The sequence below is a fragment of the Clostridioides mangenotii TR genome (genome assembly GCF_000498755.1).
GTDB classification, from domain to species: Bacteria; Bacillota; Clostridia; order Peptostreptococcales; family Peptostreptococcaceae; genus Metaclostridioides; species Metaclostridioides mangenotii_A.
The window spans coordinates 42,319-56,181 of sequence record NZ_AXUS01000023.1; the positions used below are offsets into that span (position 1 = coordinate 42,319).

At 27.2% G+C, this 13,863-nt stretch carries 17 protein-coding genes and 1 pseudogene; all 18 read right to left on the reverse strand.

Annotated features, from left to right (window positions below):
- Nucleotides 1–69: 69 nt before the first annotated feature.
- Nucleotides 70–885: an exosporium glycoprotein BclB-related protein gene (locus T473_RS0111885; RefSeq protein ID WP_024622100.1), complete on the reverse strand. Its 816-nt coding sequence runs from the start codon at nt 883–885 to the stop codon at nt 70–72.
- Between the two features lie 237 nt (nt 886–1,122).
- On the reverse strand, nt 1,123–1,725 hold the full coding sequence (locus T473_RS0111890) for a nitroreductase family protein (RefSeq protein ID WP_024622101.1): 603 nt from the start codon (nt 1,723–1,725) through the stop codon (nt 1,123–1,125).
- A 259-nt stretch (nt 1,726–1,984) separates the two neighbouring features.
- Entirely contained in the window at nt 1,985–2,479 is a 495-nt protein-coding gene (locus T473_RS0111895; RefSeq protein WP_024622102.1) for a DNA-deoxyinosine glycosylase, read from the reverse strand.
- A gap of 474 nt (nt 2,480–2,953) precedes the next feature.
- Nucleotides 2,954–3,100, reverse strand: coding sequence for a hypothetical protein (locus T473_RS18530; RefSeq protein WP_161627557.1), 147 nt, complete (start codon nt 3,098–3,100; stop codon nt 2,954–2,956).
- Between the two features lie 253 nt (nt 3,101–3,353).
- Nucleotides 3,354–5,096, reverse strand: coding sequence for an ABC transporter ATP-binding protein (locus tag T473_RS0111905; protein WP_024622103.1), 1,743 nt, complete (start codon nt 5,094–5,096; stop codon nt 3,354–3,356).
- Between the two features lie 29 nt (nt 5,097–5,125).
- Nucleotides 5,126–5,800, reverse strand: a complete 675-nt coding sequence (locus T473_RS0111910) for an ABC transporter ATP-binding protein (RefSeq protein WP_024622104.1) — start codon at nt 5,798–5,800, stop codon at nt 5,126–5,128.
- Nucleotide 5,801: 1 nt separating this feature from the next.
- Complete coding sequence (locus T473_RS0111915; RefSeq protein ID WP_024622105.1) at nt 5,802–6,824, reverse strand: S8 family serine peptidase; 1,023 nt, start codon at nt 6,822–6,824, stop codon at nt 5,802–5,804.
- A gap of 8 nt (nt 6,825–6,832) precedes the next feature.
- On the reverse strand, nt 6,833–7,246 hold the full coding sequence (locus T473_RS0111920) for an ABC transporter permease (RefSeq protein WP_330369496.1): 414 nt from the start codon (nt 7,244–7,246) through the stop codon (nt 6,833–6,835).
- Nucleotides 7,228–8,826 carry an ABC transporter permease gene (locus T473_RS0111925; protein ID WP_024622107.1) on the reverse strand — a complete coding sequence of 533 codons (1,599 nt, stop codon included), beginning with the start codon at nt 8,824–8,826 and terminating at the stop codon, nt 7,228–7,230. Before T473_RS0111925 ends, T473_RS0111920 begins: the two co-directional genes overlap by 19 nt.
- 44 nt (nt 8,827–8,870) lie before the next feature.
- Nucleotides 8,871–9,359: an ABC transporter permease gene (locus tag T473_RS0111930; protein ID WP_024622108.1), complete on the reverse strand. Its 489-nt coding sequence runs from the start codon at nt 9,357–9,359 to the stop codon at nt 8,871–8,873.
- A 317-nt stretch (nt 9,360–9,676) separates the two neighbouring features.
- The gene (locus T473_RS0111935; RefSeq protein ID WP_024622109.1) at nt 9,677–10,687 is read right to left on the reverse strand and encodes a radical SAM/SPASM domain-containing protein; all 1,011 of its coding nucleotides are present in this window, start codon (nt 10,685–10,687) and stop codon (nt 9,677–9,679) included.
- Between the two features lie 7 nt (nt 10,688–10,694).
- A complete protein-coding gene (locus T473_RS0111940) occupies nt 10,695–11,933 on the reverse strand; it encodes a radical SAM/SPASM domain-containing protein (RefSeq protein ID WP_024622110.1) in 1,239 nt (412 codons plus the stop codon).
- Nucleotides 11,934–12,200: 267 nt separating this feature from the next.
- Nucleotides 12,201–12,368 (reverse strand): hypothetical protein, encoded by a 168-nt coding sequence (locus tag T473_RS18535; RefSeq protein WP_161627558.1) that lies wholly within the window; start codon nt 12,366–12,368, stop codon nt 12,201–12,203.
- 43 nt (nt 12,369–12,411) lie between these two features.
- Nucleotides 12,412–12,579, reverse strand: a complete 168-nt coding sequence (locus T473_RS18540) for a hypothetical protein (protein ID WP_161627559.1) — start codon at nt 12,577–12,579, stop codon at nt 12,412–12,414.
- A 176-nt stretch (nt 12,580–12,755) separates the two neighbouring features.
- Nucleotides 12,756–12,932, reverse strand: coding sequence for a hypothetical protein (locus tag T473_RS18545; RefSeq protein ID WP_161627560.1), 177 nt, complete (start codon nt 12,930–12,932; stop codon nt 12,756–12,758).
- Nucleotides 12,933–12,996: 64 nt separating this feature from the next.
- Nucleotides 12,997–13,233 carry a GHKL domain-containing protein gene (locus T473_RS20170; protein ID WP_077173623.1) on the reverse strand — a complete coding sequence of 79 codons (237 nt, stop codon included), beginning with the start codon at nt 13,231–13,233 and terminating at the stop codon, nt 12,997–12,999.
- Nucleotides 13,230–13,424, reverse strand: a complete 195-nt coding sequence (locus T473_RS17330) for a GHKL domain-containing protein (RefSeq protein ID WP_024622111.1) — start codon at nt 13,422–13,424, stop codon at nt 13,230–13,232. The genes T473_RS20170 and T473_RS17330 overlap by 4 nt, the downstream gene beginning before the upstream one ends.
- A pseudogene (locus T473_RS18550) lies at nt 13,421–13,863 on the reverse strand (hypothetical protein); the annotation flags it as partial. The gene T473_RS17330 and the pseudogene T473_RS18550, both read right to left, overlap by 4 nt.

Below are 13,863 nucleotides of genomic sequence, written 5' to 3' on the forward strand. Positions count from 1 at the left end.
ATTTATAATAATCGCCAATAGCTATATTTAAACTATTTTATATTAATAGTAATATCTACATTAAAGTTCTTATAATATAGTTATACCAGCACTAGCTTGACCTAATACTGTATTAACTAATGTAATACCTGCAGCTGTAATAGAGAAAACCATTAATATTCTTGTTTGATTTGTTACTGGTATATTTAGTCCAGTTAAAGTTCCATTTGCTGTATCGCCTATTACAATTGGACCTGTTAATGGAGATAAAGCAACTTCTGTTCCTACAATCGGTGTGAAATCATCATTAGGTGTAGGTGAACTGTACAATTGAGCATTAACTGTAATTGTAGTTCCTGTAATTGCTAATCCAGCTGTAACACTAAAGAAAGCTGATATAGAGTTTATAACTCCATCTCTAGGCATTGAGAAAGCCACGTTATTAAGACCAAGTAAATCTATAGTTGCTCCTAAAACTGTCACACCTGGTACTGCGAATCCAAAGCCTATAAATGAAGGTAGACCTACTAATCCGCCAAGCACTGATGTTAACGTAATTGGAACACCTGATGCAAATGGAACTATAGCTCCATTTCCAGTTCCTCCTGTTGCTCCTGTTCCTCCTGTTGCYCCWGTTCCTCCTGTTGCCCCAGTTCCTCCTGTTGCTCCTGTTCCTCCTGTTGCCCCAGTCCCTCCTGTTGCTCCTGTTCCTCCTGTTGCTCCTGTTGTTCCTGTTACTCCACGTTGCGGACAGCAATGTGGTGGTTTAGGTTTATGACAACAATCGTCGCAGCAATCATTATCATGACAACAATCACAGTGGTCATTACAACAATCATTACAACAATTGTTTTTGTTGAATTTTAAATTATCGTCTTCACTAAAATATTTATAGTACTTTCCCATTAATCACAACTCCTAATCTTAATTTGAGCCTATGCTCTATATATATTATGCTCGTATTCTAATTCTTGTGATTAATTTATTATTCGATTTTTTTATATATTTTTCAAGAATTAACTTCCTTTTTTTTAATTTCCTTAACATTTTATTAAAATATAATTTTAGATTTAATTTAGATTTAAATATGTCAAAAGAGGTATTCAATATTAATATTGAATACCTCTTTGTTATATCTATATATTATTTAAATGCTTTGTATTTTTCATCCAATGGCCCAAACTCTTTATCATCAGGTGTTGATATAGGATTACCAAATGGCATTTGAGCTATAAACTTCCAGTTACTTGGTATATCCCAAGTCTTATAAACATCTTCATTTATAAGTGGATTGTAATGTTGAAGCGATGCTCCTAGCCCTTCTATCTCTAGAGACGACCATACTATATATTGCAACATACCGCTAGTTTGTTCAGCCCACACTGGGAAGTTATCTTTATAAAGGGAGAATCTATTTTGAAGGTCTTCTACAATTGATTGATCTTCAAAGAATAAAACTGTTCCGTATCCAGCCTTAAATGAATTGATCTTACCTTCTGTTGAGTTTTTAAATTGCTCCTCTGGTGTTACTTCTCTCAATTTATCTTTAGCTATTTCCCATAATATATCATGGTGATCCCCAAACAACACTACAACTCTCGAACTTTGGCTGTTAAATGCTGAAGGAACAAAATTAACTGCATCCTTTATAACTTCTTCGATTCTATCTTCACTAACTCCAATGTTTCTATCTAAGCCATATATTGTACGTCTTTTCTGTAAAATTTTATAAAAATTTCTTCCCATCACTACTTACCTCCATTTTAATTAATTAATCTATTTAACAACTAGTATATATTTTTATGTTAATTTCCTTGTACTCTATATATACCTTTATGTATGCTTTTTAAACAGATTATAAATAAAAATTACTAATTAGTATAATAAGTTATTTATGTGGAAACAGTTATGCGTAATATGTTATATATTTATATGTTATATATTACCTGAATTTATTTTACAAATGAATTATATACCGATTTTATCCATCATTTGCTTCCTTATTTTACAAATAATCCAATATCCTTTTATACTCATCGATTAAATCTTCGTATGAATATCTAGCTCTATTTGCTGAACTTGTGGAAGGTAGATATATAGATTCTATCCCTGTATTTGGGTAACAGTGTTTTTTGTACAAATCTGTGGCCTTTTTTCCAGTTGTAAATACAGATTTAATATGGCTATTTTTTATAATATTGTTTATATCATTTGCCTTGGGATTTTTTATACTGCTATCCTCAGCACCTTTTATTTCACAAGACTTCAAAACATCCCATAGCGCAATATTATGCTCCTTTAAAAATATAATTTTATCTTCATTATTATTAAGTTTAACTATAGAAAATATCTCAGACATAATAGGCCAAAATCTGTTTTGAGAATGTCCATAGTAAAAGCCTACTTCTCTCGACTTTGGAGATGGCATTGTCCCGAGTATAAGAATTTTTGAATTTTCATCGTATACCGGTTCAATTGTATGTGTAATTTTATCTAGCATTTGTTCTCCTTTCAAGCTATCCTTATCCTCGAACTTCCCAGTGATAAGTCAATGCGTGGTAACAACATTCTTTTATAAATTCATTATTGATATTTAAACTCCTTCCAATCAAATTTCCTTAAGCTCTGTTTTTTTAACCTGATCTTTTTAGAAAGGGGCATAAATTCTGATGACATCCTGACATTATTCCTACCTATTAAAATTATTTCACATTCTTCTTCTGAATCTTCTACATTAAATACTCCTTCTTCAACTCACTCTGCTACATAACAGATATGAAAACTGGCAATGATCTATCTATATTAATTTCCTTAATTCTGTAAGATACTATAGAGAACGGATTATAATTTGCGTATTCCATTATTCTTATCATCTCTATTAGAAATTGTTACTTTATTTCTACCATGATAATCCACACCTTTCTATCATTGATTATACATTGAGTGTATTATTTAAAATAAAAGGTGTCAATATTTAATCAATATCTTCACTCGGATTGTACTTCAAAAATACACTCGTTAAAAATCCTAAAATTACTAACAAGATGGCAGATATTTTTAAAATAGCCCATATTGGTATATTATCTAATGCTAGACCATATACTATTTGACTGACCGGCATTTACTCCGCCATTTTAAAAAAGAGTATGACTCACTTTTTATGTTGAGGCACACTCTTTATCTGTCGCTATAGTATTATATAATTTTGGCTTATATCCCGTATTATTACTTACACTTTATATTTAAAATTTAATTTCAATCTGCTTGTACTAATCGAATATAAACGATTTTAATCATCAATTAATTTAGTATGCTTTCTCTTAATTAGCTAATCTCTTCTAAACTTTGAATATCATTTAATATATTTGGATCTTTTAAATCAGAAGTTCTTGTTTTTTCTCATTTATTAAACTATAGTATGTACTTTCATTTAATACAAGCTCTTGGTGAGAACCTGATTCAATCACTTTTCCTTTATCTATAACATATATTTTATCTGCATTTTTTATAGTAGATAATCTATGTGCTATTACTACAACTGTTTTATCTTTTAGGATTTCATTTATATTTTCTAATATAGTTTTTTGTGATATATTATCTAAAGCCGATGTTGCTTCATCAAATATTAAAATATTCGAGTTGCTAATAAGCGACCTTGCAATGGCAATCCTTTGTTTTTGCCCTCCAGACAACTTTACACCTTTTTCTCCTATAATTGTATCAAAGCCACTAGGAAGTTCATTTATAAACTTATAAATATCTACCTTCCTGCATATATCTTCAACATATTTTTTGCTTATATTTTTATTCCCTAAAGTCAAGTTATTTATTATATTATCATCATATAATAATAAATCTTGTGTTACAATAGAAATATTTTGTCTTAAAGACTTTAGATTATAGTCTTTAATATTTATATTATCTATAATTATTTTGCCTTTATCTATATCCCATAATCTATACATTAGATTTACTATAGTTGATTTCCCACAGCCACTTGATCCAACAAGAGCTGTTATCTTTCCTTTTTCAAATCTAATATCAATATTATCTAACGTCTTATCTTGATTGTATGAAAAAGTAACCTCCTCAAAAACTATGTCGCCATTAAAGCTTTCTTTAAGTCTATTTCCTTTATTGTCATGTTTTATAGTTATAGGTTCATCTAATACGCAAAATATACGATTTATCGATACTAACGATTGTTGTATTCTTGTGTTAGACCTTATTATATTAATACATGGGCCTATTAGCATTCCTGTGTATTGTTGAAATGCTATAAGTTCGCCTATGCTCATTTTTCCTTTAATTATTTTTAGTCCACCATATCCATATATAAAAATTGTTATTAAGCTACTTAGTATCTTAGATATTGATATATTACACGAAATAATCATGTCTAGCTTTATACATTTAGTTACTAAGCTTTTTTCTTGTTTAATATATCTTTTAAAAAAATTAAAACTAGATTTTGATATTACAACATTCATTATATTAGAAACGTACTCTTGAACTATATTAGATATACTTCCATCCCCTTGCCTAACTTCTCCAGTTTTTGTGGCTATAATCTTAGTAAATTTAGATTGACTAACTGTAAGTACTATCTGTAATGTAATTACAATAAGCAATAAATCGAACTCCATTCTTACTAAGAAAAATAAGGCTATACATGCTGTAATTACATCTATAACTAAAGAGAAGAATATTTCTACTCCAAAGTTTTCTACTAAAAACATATCGCTTTCTACTATACTAAATATATTTCCCGTCTTTATATTGGTATAATAATCACCTGATAACTTAGATAGATGCTTAAGTAACTTTATCTTTAATTTAATAGCTACACTTTTTTTCATCTTGGAATATATATATTCTAATGCAATACCAAGTAGGACTGATGAAATACTTATTGCTGCATATAGTAAAACTAATTTTATTAATAAATTAGTCTTACTATTACCTATAGCATCATCTAATATTAATCTTGTTACTTGAGGTAAAAATAAATCTAATACAGAAGTCAACATCATCATAACAAATGCAATACTCGCTATTAGTTTATTTTTTTCAAATACTATTTTTAAAAATCTTTTTATATTTTTAGAATTACTCAATTTTTCTCTCCAATACTTTATACATTTACTTAAGCCTCTAATGATTTTATTTGACCATCTATTATAGAAACGATTCTATCTGCCTTTTGAGCTACTTTATCATTATGAGTTATCATTATGAGCGTTTGATTGTATTTTTTTATTGATTGTTTTAATAAATTGATAACTTCTTCTGTCGTCTTGGTATCTAAATTTCCAGTCGGCTCATCTGCAAGTACTATAGCAGGCTTTGCTGCTAATGCTCTTGCTATAGCAACTCTTTGTTGTTGCCCTCCTGATAGCTGATTTGGTAAATGTTTTTGTCTTTCTTTTAATCCTAAAAATTCCATTAGTTCATCTATGTACACTTCATCTATCTTTGCTTTGTCTAACATTAAAGGCATTTCTATATTTTCTCTAACGGTAAGTACCGGTATTAGGTTATATTGCTGGAATACAAAACCTATTTTTCTTCTTCTATATTTTGCCAAATCGCTTTCAGACAATTTAAATATATCTTGATTCTCTATTTTTACCGTTCCTAGAGTAGGTCTTTCAAGTCCTCCAAGCAAATGAAGCATTGTTGATTTACCACTACCGCTTGGCCCTATTATTGCAACAAATTCGCCCTTTTCAACTGATATGTTTGCACTGTTAAGTGCCTTTACTGATGTTTCTCCATTTCCGTATGTTTTTGCTAGATTTATAGTTTCTAATATTTTCATACTAAACCCCACCCTTTTTTAAATTCTTTTCAACAAGTTCTGTTAAAGTGTATGTAGATATAAAATTATATCTTGTTATATTCATATAATCTAAACTTATAGTGAATTTTTTTTCTAATTTTTTTATTACATCAAAACAATTATCAGCATTTAAACCTATATTTTTATTAAATAAACTATATTTATATAGTATATTATTGTCTTTATCTATATTAAGAACCTCACTTAGTATATCTACTACATCTTTAAGAATTTTTTTATTAATATTTTTTTCATCTTCTTTAAAGTTTGGATATCTTTTGCTTGATTCTAAATCATTACTTGTCCAATAATTCCGCATTGCAACTTGACTTAGTATTTTATTCAAATCATCTAATTTTATATTAGAATTTTCATTTACTAGGTTTGCTATTTTCCCTGATAATTTTGCTGCAGCTTGGCTATTACATTTTCCAAACAACTTATATGAATTATTTAAGCCACATCTTAAATATGAGTTGTTATCCATAATACACTGAATCTCAGAATCCTGATTATACCAAAATGCATTCTCATTCTCTAATATAAATCCTTTAACTCCTATTACATTATCAAATTTAGCAGGATAGCTATATTCAAATCCATTTGCAACTGAACATACAATAATTTTTCCTTGCTTTTTAAGATCTTCACAAATTTTATATAAATCTTGGACTAACTCACTTTCCATGACAGATAGACTTAAGCTTATAATTTTTATATCTGTATCTAAAAGAAACTTTAAAGCTTCTTCTAAAACTTGTATATTTGACCTTCCTTGCTTATCCAAAACCTTAACCACAAAAATTCCCACATCTTCAAACTCTTTTTTTATTATTGAGGCGCATGACGTTCCATGACCATTTTCGTCTTCGTAGTTATCTGATACGAAAATATAGTCCTCCATTGACTCAAATGCTATTCCGTCAACGATATTGTATTTTAAATATTCATGATTTTTATCTATACCTGTATCTACAATAGCCACTTTTACTTTACTTTTCATAATTTCACCTACTCCAATGAACTAATAGATTCAACTATTGATAAACACTTTATTTTCTTTGAGGGTAAATAAGTTGCTATAAATCCTATTAATATATTTATTACTATTATTAATATATAATTTTGCCATTGGATTATAAACTTAGGGCTTATCAATAGCGGACTTATGTACTTAAATAAAATTATTTGTCCACCTATGCCAAATACAACAGATAAAATGCTTGAAATTAATCCATATGTAAGTCCTTCAAATGTAATCATTTTTTTAAATTCTTTGTTGGTCATTCCTATAGCCCTAATCATTCCAAACTCGTTGGTCCTTGATATCAAACTATAACTAACATTATTCATTATATTAAACAAACTAATGACAAACAAAATAACTATTATTGAATAAATAAATATTAATTTATTTTTTGTAATAAGTCTATCTCTCCTCTTTCTTGGCCTAAGTCTCTTACAGTACTACCTTGTACTCTATTAGATATATTAAATATTTCATCACTTATTTTTTTAGAATCTGCACCTTGATTTTTATCAATGTTTACTATTTGGTAATTATCAAATCCTATCGTAGATTTAAATTTACTAGATGGAATTATTATGTCGACACTATCATCCCCTGTGTAATAATCTGAGGTGTCTATAACTTCATCTACTATTCCTCCTACTATAAATTCTTTCATTACATACTTTCCATCATTAATATCAAATGCTAAATAATTTTCACCGACATTAAAATCCTCCTTGAATATAATCTTAATCTTTTCTCCAACCTTTATGTCTGTAACATTAGGTCCTAAGGGGTGTGGTATTCTAATTAAGGCTATATTTTGATTTTTCATTTTATTTATATTTATTTCACCATCTAGCAAATATTTTTCTAAATCCTTTAACAAATTGTCATTATATCCGTAAACATGGTTTTTAAGTATAACTCCACCAGTATTTTTATCTTCTGTTAATAATCCGTTTAATACTTCCTTAGTATATTTGTAAGAATTTATTTGTTCAAAATAATTAGGCTCTGATATTTTAGATTTTTGTAAAGGCATAATTGAATATAAAACTTGAATTGCCTTCACAGATTTTACTCCAGCTAAATTTTTTATATCTTTTATATCTTGACTAGATATACCCTTATCCATTTCCTGTAAAGGTATCATACTTATTTTATAATCAGTGTTTATATTTGATGTTTCAGCTACCTTTTTTCCTTGGATGTTAGCTAAATGTGCATAAAATCCTGAAACTATAAAAAGAGCACTTCCCAAACTCATAGATAAAACTATCATACTAAATCTCTTTTTATTTCTAAAAATATTCTTAAAAGCGATAGCTTTTTCAAATGCAATAAATTTAGTTAAAATTGAAACAGATAAAAAATGTTTTATTCTTTTTTCTTTAGAAGTTATATTATTTCTAATCGCATCCATTGCTGAAATTTTTCTTATATTTATAAACGTAAAAAACGAGGTTATTAAAACTATGTTAAATGAAACTACTATTGAAAATACTAATATATCTATCGGTATAATAAATTTTGTGATTTCTACAGATCCCTCTGTAAATAATCCTCCTGATATAGAGCTAAATAGCCTAGCACCCATTATTCCAGATCCTATTCCTATTGGTGTACTTATTCCTAATAATATTAATAATTCCACGAAAATTATATTGAATATCTGTAGTGAATCTCCGCCTATTGCTCTTATTACACCATATTCTGAAGTTCTTTGAAGAATAGATATGTTAAATATTCCATATATAACTATCCCACATACTATGGCTACTATGATTGCTAAAACTATAATACTGTAATCGATTTCTCCACTAGCTCCTAATGAATCTAGTAACATACCGTTTTCTCTGATATTACTCTTTTTTATATTTGCTTCTTTAGCAATTTCTTTTGTATTTTTATTAATATTGGACTTTTCATCAAATGATACATAAGCATCTGCTTTAGATGTATTTATATCTAAAGCTAAAAATCCTTCCATTACGCCTGCTGATTTTTCTCTAGTTCTATCTTTTAATAATCCTACTAATATGTATGTTTTTTCTGTTTTTTAAAAAACAAATTAATAGTTACTTTTTCTCCTACTTTAGGCTCTATTCCCATATTTTTTAAAACCCAAGTCTCTAATGCTATTTCATTTTGTTTAGTTGGAAATCTTCCCTCTACTATTTCCGAATTTCCTAATTTTATATATTCCTCGTTAGATTTTTGTATATTTATCATCATGTCGTCATCAGGATTATTTGAATCATAATATGACGTCAGCCCTATTTCTTGTATATCTTTATTTCTACTTACAATATCTAATTGATCTTTATTTAGATCTTTATACTTTACATGGTAATTTCCACATTCATATTTCATTTTAGCTATATTAGCTTCTTTTGCACTTTTCGATAGTGTACCTACCCCAACAATTAATGCTATGCTAAGAACGATACTTGCACATATCGCAAATGTCCTACTAGAATATTTCTTTATGTATAATGTTGTAATTTTTAAATAACTTTTCATAATATATTCCTCTCTATAAATAAATTTTCGGGTATATATATGGTCGCCTATTAAATAAGCGACCATATATTTATATTGCATACAGCTTTTATGCATAAGAATATTTTCTTCAAATAGCTTAACTACTCTTTTACAATCATACTTGTATAAATCATTATCCATATATAATAGCGGGGTTACCATTCTTCAGTTATATTGTTGATATTAAACCCATATAGTATCTTTGTCTTATATTTTTCTATTTTTAAAATATATTTTTTCACATTAATATTTCTAATTTACAAATTCATCTAGTTGTTATTATTAGATATTTGAATTTAAATGTTTAATAAATTTATCTTATATTTTAAGTTCTCTAATGCACACTGCATAGGTGGAGCTGCATTATAGTCATTTGTAACAAGTTTATTTATAATTTTGCATCTAGGTCCATCACAATAATTATAAAGTTTGCATCCAACACAATCTGAATTTAATTTTTTTGAGTAATTTAAAATATTATCTCTTTTTTCAATATTAATTCCATTAAATATATCTCCAATCTCAAATTCTCCACTTCCACCAGCCAATATACATGGATATAATTTTCCATCCGGGTATATATGGAAGCCACTCTCTCCACCATTACAATCTCCCTTTATCCTATATATTTCTTTATCAGTAAGACTTATATCAACATCATCCCGATTATCTATATACTCTTTTATACTCTTGATTTGCTTCTCAAGCAATTCAACATGCTCAATATCCCAATTTTCATCAAATAAATTAGGTGCAGGAACTATAAGCTTAAACCCTAAGTCAATTAAATATTTAACATCATTATATAAATTTTCTACACTGTCAGAATCGAATGTCATTCTTACCCTCATATTCGGAATAAGCTTTAGTAATTTTAAACTATTTTTCATTACTATATCATGACTTCCATTCCCATCCATAAATCGCCTGTTTTTATCATGCGTTCCTTTTGTACCATCAATACTAACTGTTATATCGGGCATTTCATTTATAATAAAATCAATTATTTCATCATTTAATACAGTAGCATTAGTTGTAGTTAGAAAAGTTATATTTATCCCTAATTCTATACACTTAGCTTTAAGTTCACTTACAATGTATTTAATTTTATCAAACGCTAAAAAAGGCTCTCCACCATGTATGCCTATCATTAAGTTTTTTTCACTATTATGTATATTATCTAATGTAAAATCTATTGATTTATCAATTATTTCTTCAGACATAATCTTATTTAATTTATTTTCACCTTCATAGCAATATTTACAATTTAAATTACAACTATTAGTTACCCAGAATGTTGTTGACATAGTATCCCTACCTTTCCCATACTCTTTTATGTAATATTGGTTTTACTTTTTTACATTTATCTTTAAAAGCCGCTTTATTTTCTTTTAATTCTTCAAACTCTCCTGGACATGTCCAGCAGAATAAATTAACTTTACAATTTTTACAATCCCTATATTTCTGAGAATTTAGAATATCTACTAAAGGATGTTGTCGTATATCTTGACTTGTATTTAAATCATCTAAATTTTCCATTTCCATTATATTGCCTAATTTATTTTTATGCTCCATAAACGACACACATGGGTATAAATCCCCAGTATGTGATATCATAATTTCTCTCTTACCTGCACTACAAGAACACACCCCAAATGATTTATCATAGTTATCACTTAAAAATTCTTTTGGGACATATACCTCATCTATACCTTTATTTGAAAATACTTCTATATTATCTTTTCCTCTTCCAACAGGTGAAAATATTCTGACTAAAGGTGATGTCCCTAACAATTCATTTAATTTATTAAACTCTGATTCCAAATGCTCATTTTTATCACTTATAGCCATAGATAATGATACCTTTTCAAATCCAGTGCTTTTTAAAAGTTTCACATTCTTTATTACCTTTTCAAATACCCCTGGACCTCTTACTATTGAGCAGCTTTCTTCATCAACTCCATCGAGACTTATATCAATTTGATATGCGGACTCTGATAGTATGCTTACATTTTTTTCATTTATAAGGGTTCCATTTGTTGAAACTATAATTTTTCCATGGTAATTTGATTTAAGGTATTTCAGTAATTCTATGAAATCTTTTCTAAGCATCGGTTCTCCTCCGCTCAACATAATTCTACTTGGATTCCACTTTATTATTTTATCAAATATACTTTTCATATCTTCTGTTGACAAATCTTTATTTTCGCTAACTACTCCATCTGCATCAATACAACAATGAACACATTTTAAATTACATCTATGAGTAATTTCTATGGAGGCTATTTTATTCTTAAAATGCTGTTTATTATTTTCGTCTTCGATGATTGCAATACTACATAGACGGTTGTATAAATCTTCTATATAATTACGATCATCATCATCATAAAGGCTTGATTTCAACTCATCTAAAGTCATATTGTTATCTATCCCTAAAATTAAAATATCATATACCTCTTTGGATATTCTTATCCATTGCCCTGTTTCTATATTACTTAAAACTACTTTATTTAAATTTATAATTTTTCTACTATGTTCACTAATTTTATACATATTATCAAGTCTCTCCTTTAATCTAAACATCTAATATAAATAGAACTTATCATTGAAAAAATATACTTTCCATAAATACTGTATAAATGGTTATTTTCTGTAGCTTAATAGTATACAAAATAACTTATTTTACGCATTTAATATTTTAATTTGTTCATAAATACTTAACTTCACAAAACCCATTAGGCATTGATTAATTTTTATTTATTTTATTAAAGTTAAAAGGAGTTTCAAAATATTTTGAAACTCCTTAAAATTAACATATTTTTAATAATAATATGATCCATAATGTTTAGGTTTACCTATTTTATAACAATCATCTCTACAATCGTCATTAGGACCTTGGTATCTCTCTGTATATCCTACAACATCACAGTTTTTCTGAGATAATACTATTACCTCTTGTTTGTCTTCAATTTTATTGATTTTTAACATCTTAACTCCCCCTTAATTATATTTGTTATAAAATATATCATCTTTATGTATGCTTGCTTTGATAATACGAAGGTTTAAACAATTTTGTGCAATCATTAGCACACGATAAACTATCCATATAATAATTCGGTTTATCTGCTCTCGCACATGATTCACTCTGTACTTCTACTAAGATATTATTTTTATCTTGTATCTTATTTATTTTGATCATGTATACCTCCTTTTCTTTAATCTACTATATAGATAACACTTTATGTTTTAAATTTCTATATATTATGTATAAATGGTTGTTAATTATAGTTAAATGGTTTGTAATCATAACATATATTAATAAAAAATAGTAGTAAATAAATATTGAATTTATTTACTACTATTTTAGAATCATAATTAAGAACAAGATGATTGATAGTATGCTGGCTTACCAATTTTTGAGCAATCTGTCATACAATCCTTATCCGAATATGTATAATTCTTAGGCTTTCCGTTTGATCCACATAAACATCCACTACTCTGAGATATAACTTTTATTTCTTCTTTATCAGTTATTTTTTTTATTTTTATCATTTTTGGCTGCTTTCCCTTCGACAATTAATTTAGTTTTATCTAAGTTGTTCATTACTACTAATAACTAAACCTTATTTGGTATCATAATTTTTAATATAAATTTATTTTCATGATATTCTGCAATTAACTCACCAGAATATTTTTTTACGGAATTTTTTACATTTCTTAACCCTACTCCATGAATAGATTTATCTTTTTTACTAGTAATAAAATTATTATTCTTTTGTATTATTTCATTTACTTTAGTATTTTCAATTACTATAATACAAAAATTTTCTATATATTTACTTTCTATTCTTATTTTTTACATATATCATTTGATTGTATCTTAGTACATGCTTCTATAGCATTATCTATTATATTTGAGAATATAATGCATATATCTATCATATCCATATAATTATTTTTAGAAAAATCCATATCAGCATCAAAATCGATTAAATTTTCATCGCATAACAATTTTTTGTTGTTTAATATAGAATTTAAAATCATATTTCCGGTGATAAATTTATAATCACTATTTTTATATTTTTTAATCCCATTTCTATATTATCAATATAATTTATAACATTCTTTGCATCATTACTTTCACACATATCTCTAATACATATCATATGGTTTTTAATATCGTGATATATTTCTTTTACTTTTTCTTGTTCTTTATTAATTTTCAAATAATAATTATGCTCTTTAAAAATATTATCTGTTAATATCTCGTTCTCAGTTTTTACTTTGTAACTATTTAAAATAATTTTCAGAATAATAAAAAATGCTATATTAGATATAGATATCAAGAAAAGTATAGTAATTAATTCGATATTAGAATCATTGTTGAATGCTTTGTATCTAAATGTTAATAGAACACTTAAACTATTTGTTAATATTGGTATAAATATATATACAGCAAGTGCTTTCTTTAATTTATAACATT

What these genes read in the sequence shown, in the direction of transcription:
- T473_RS0111890 (WP_024622101.1), bottom strand. Translation starts at nt 1,725, where the DNA reads ATGGGAAGAAATTTTTATAAAATTTTACAGAAAAGACGTACAATATAT.
- T473_RS0111895 (WP_024622102.1), bottom strand. Translation starts at nt 2,479, where the DNA reads ATGCTAGATAAAATTACACATACAATTGAACCGGTATACGATGAAAAT.
- T473_RS18530 (WP_161627557.1), bottom strand. Translation starts at nt 3,100, where the DNA reads ATGCCGGTCAGTCAAATAGTATATGGTCTAGCATTAGATAATATACCA.
- T473_RS0111910 (WP_024622104.1), bottom strand. Translation starts at nt 5,800, where the DNA reads ATGAAAATATTAGAAACTATAAATCTAGCAAAAACATACGGAAATGGA.
- T473_RS0111915 (WP_024622105.1), bottom strand. Translation starts at nt 6,824, where the DNA reads ATGAAAAGTAAAGTAAAAGTGGCTATTGTAGATACAGGTATAGATAAA.
- T473_RS0111925 (WP_024622107.1), bottom strand. Translation starts at nt 8,826, where the DNA reads ATGGAAGGATTTTTAGCTTTAGATATAAATACATCTAAAGCAGATGCT.
- T473_RS0111930 (WP_024622108.1), bottom strand. Translation starts at nt 9,359, where the DNA reads ATGAAAAGTTATTTAAAAATTACAACATTATACATAAAGAAATATTCT.
- T473_RS0111935 (WP_024622109.1), bottom strand. Translation starts at nt 10,687, where the DNA reads ATGTCAACAACATTCTGGGTAACTAATAGTTGTAATTTAAATTGTAAA.
- T473_RS0111940 (WP_024622110.1), bottom strand. Translation starts at nt 11,933, where the DNA reads ATGTATAAAATTAGTGAACATAGTAGAAAAATTATAAATTTAAATAAA.
- T473_RS18535 (WP_161627558.1), bottom strand. Translation starts at nt 12,368, where the DNA reads ATGTTAAAAATCAATAAAATTGAAGACAAACAAGAGGTAATAGTATTA.
- T473_RS18540 (WP_161627559.1), bottom strand. Translation starts at nt 12,579, where the DNA reads ATGATCAAAATAAATAAGATACAAGATAAAAATAATATCTTAGTAGAA.
- T473_RS18545 (WP_161627560.1), bottom strand. Translation starts at nt 12,932, where the DNA reads ATGATAAAAATAAAAAAAATAACTGATAAAGAAGAAATAAAAGTTATA.
- T473_RS17330 (WP_024622111.1), bottom strand. Translation starts at nt 13,424, where the DNA reads ATGATTTTAAATTCTATATTAAACAACAAAAAATTGTTATGCGATGAA.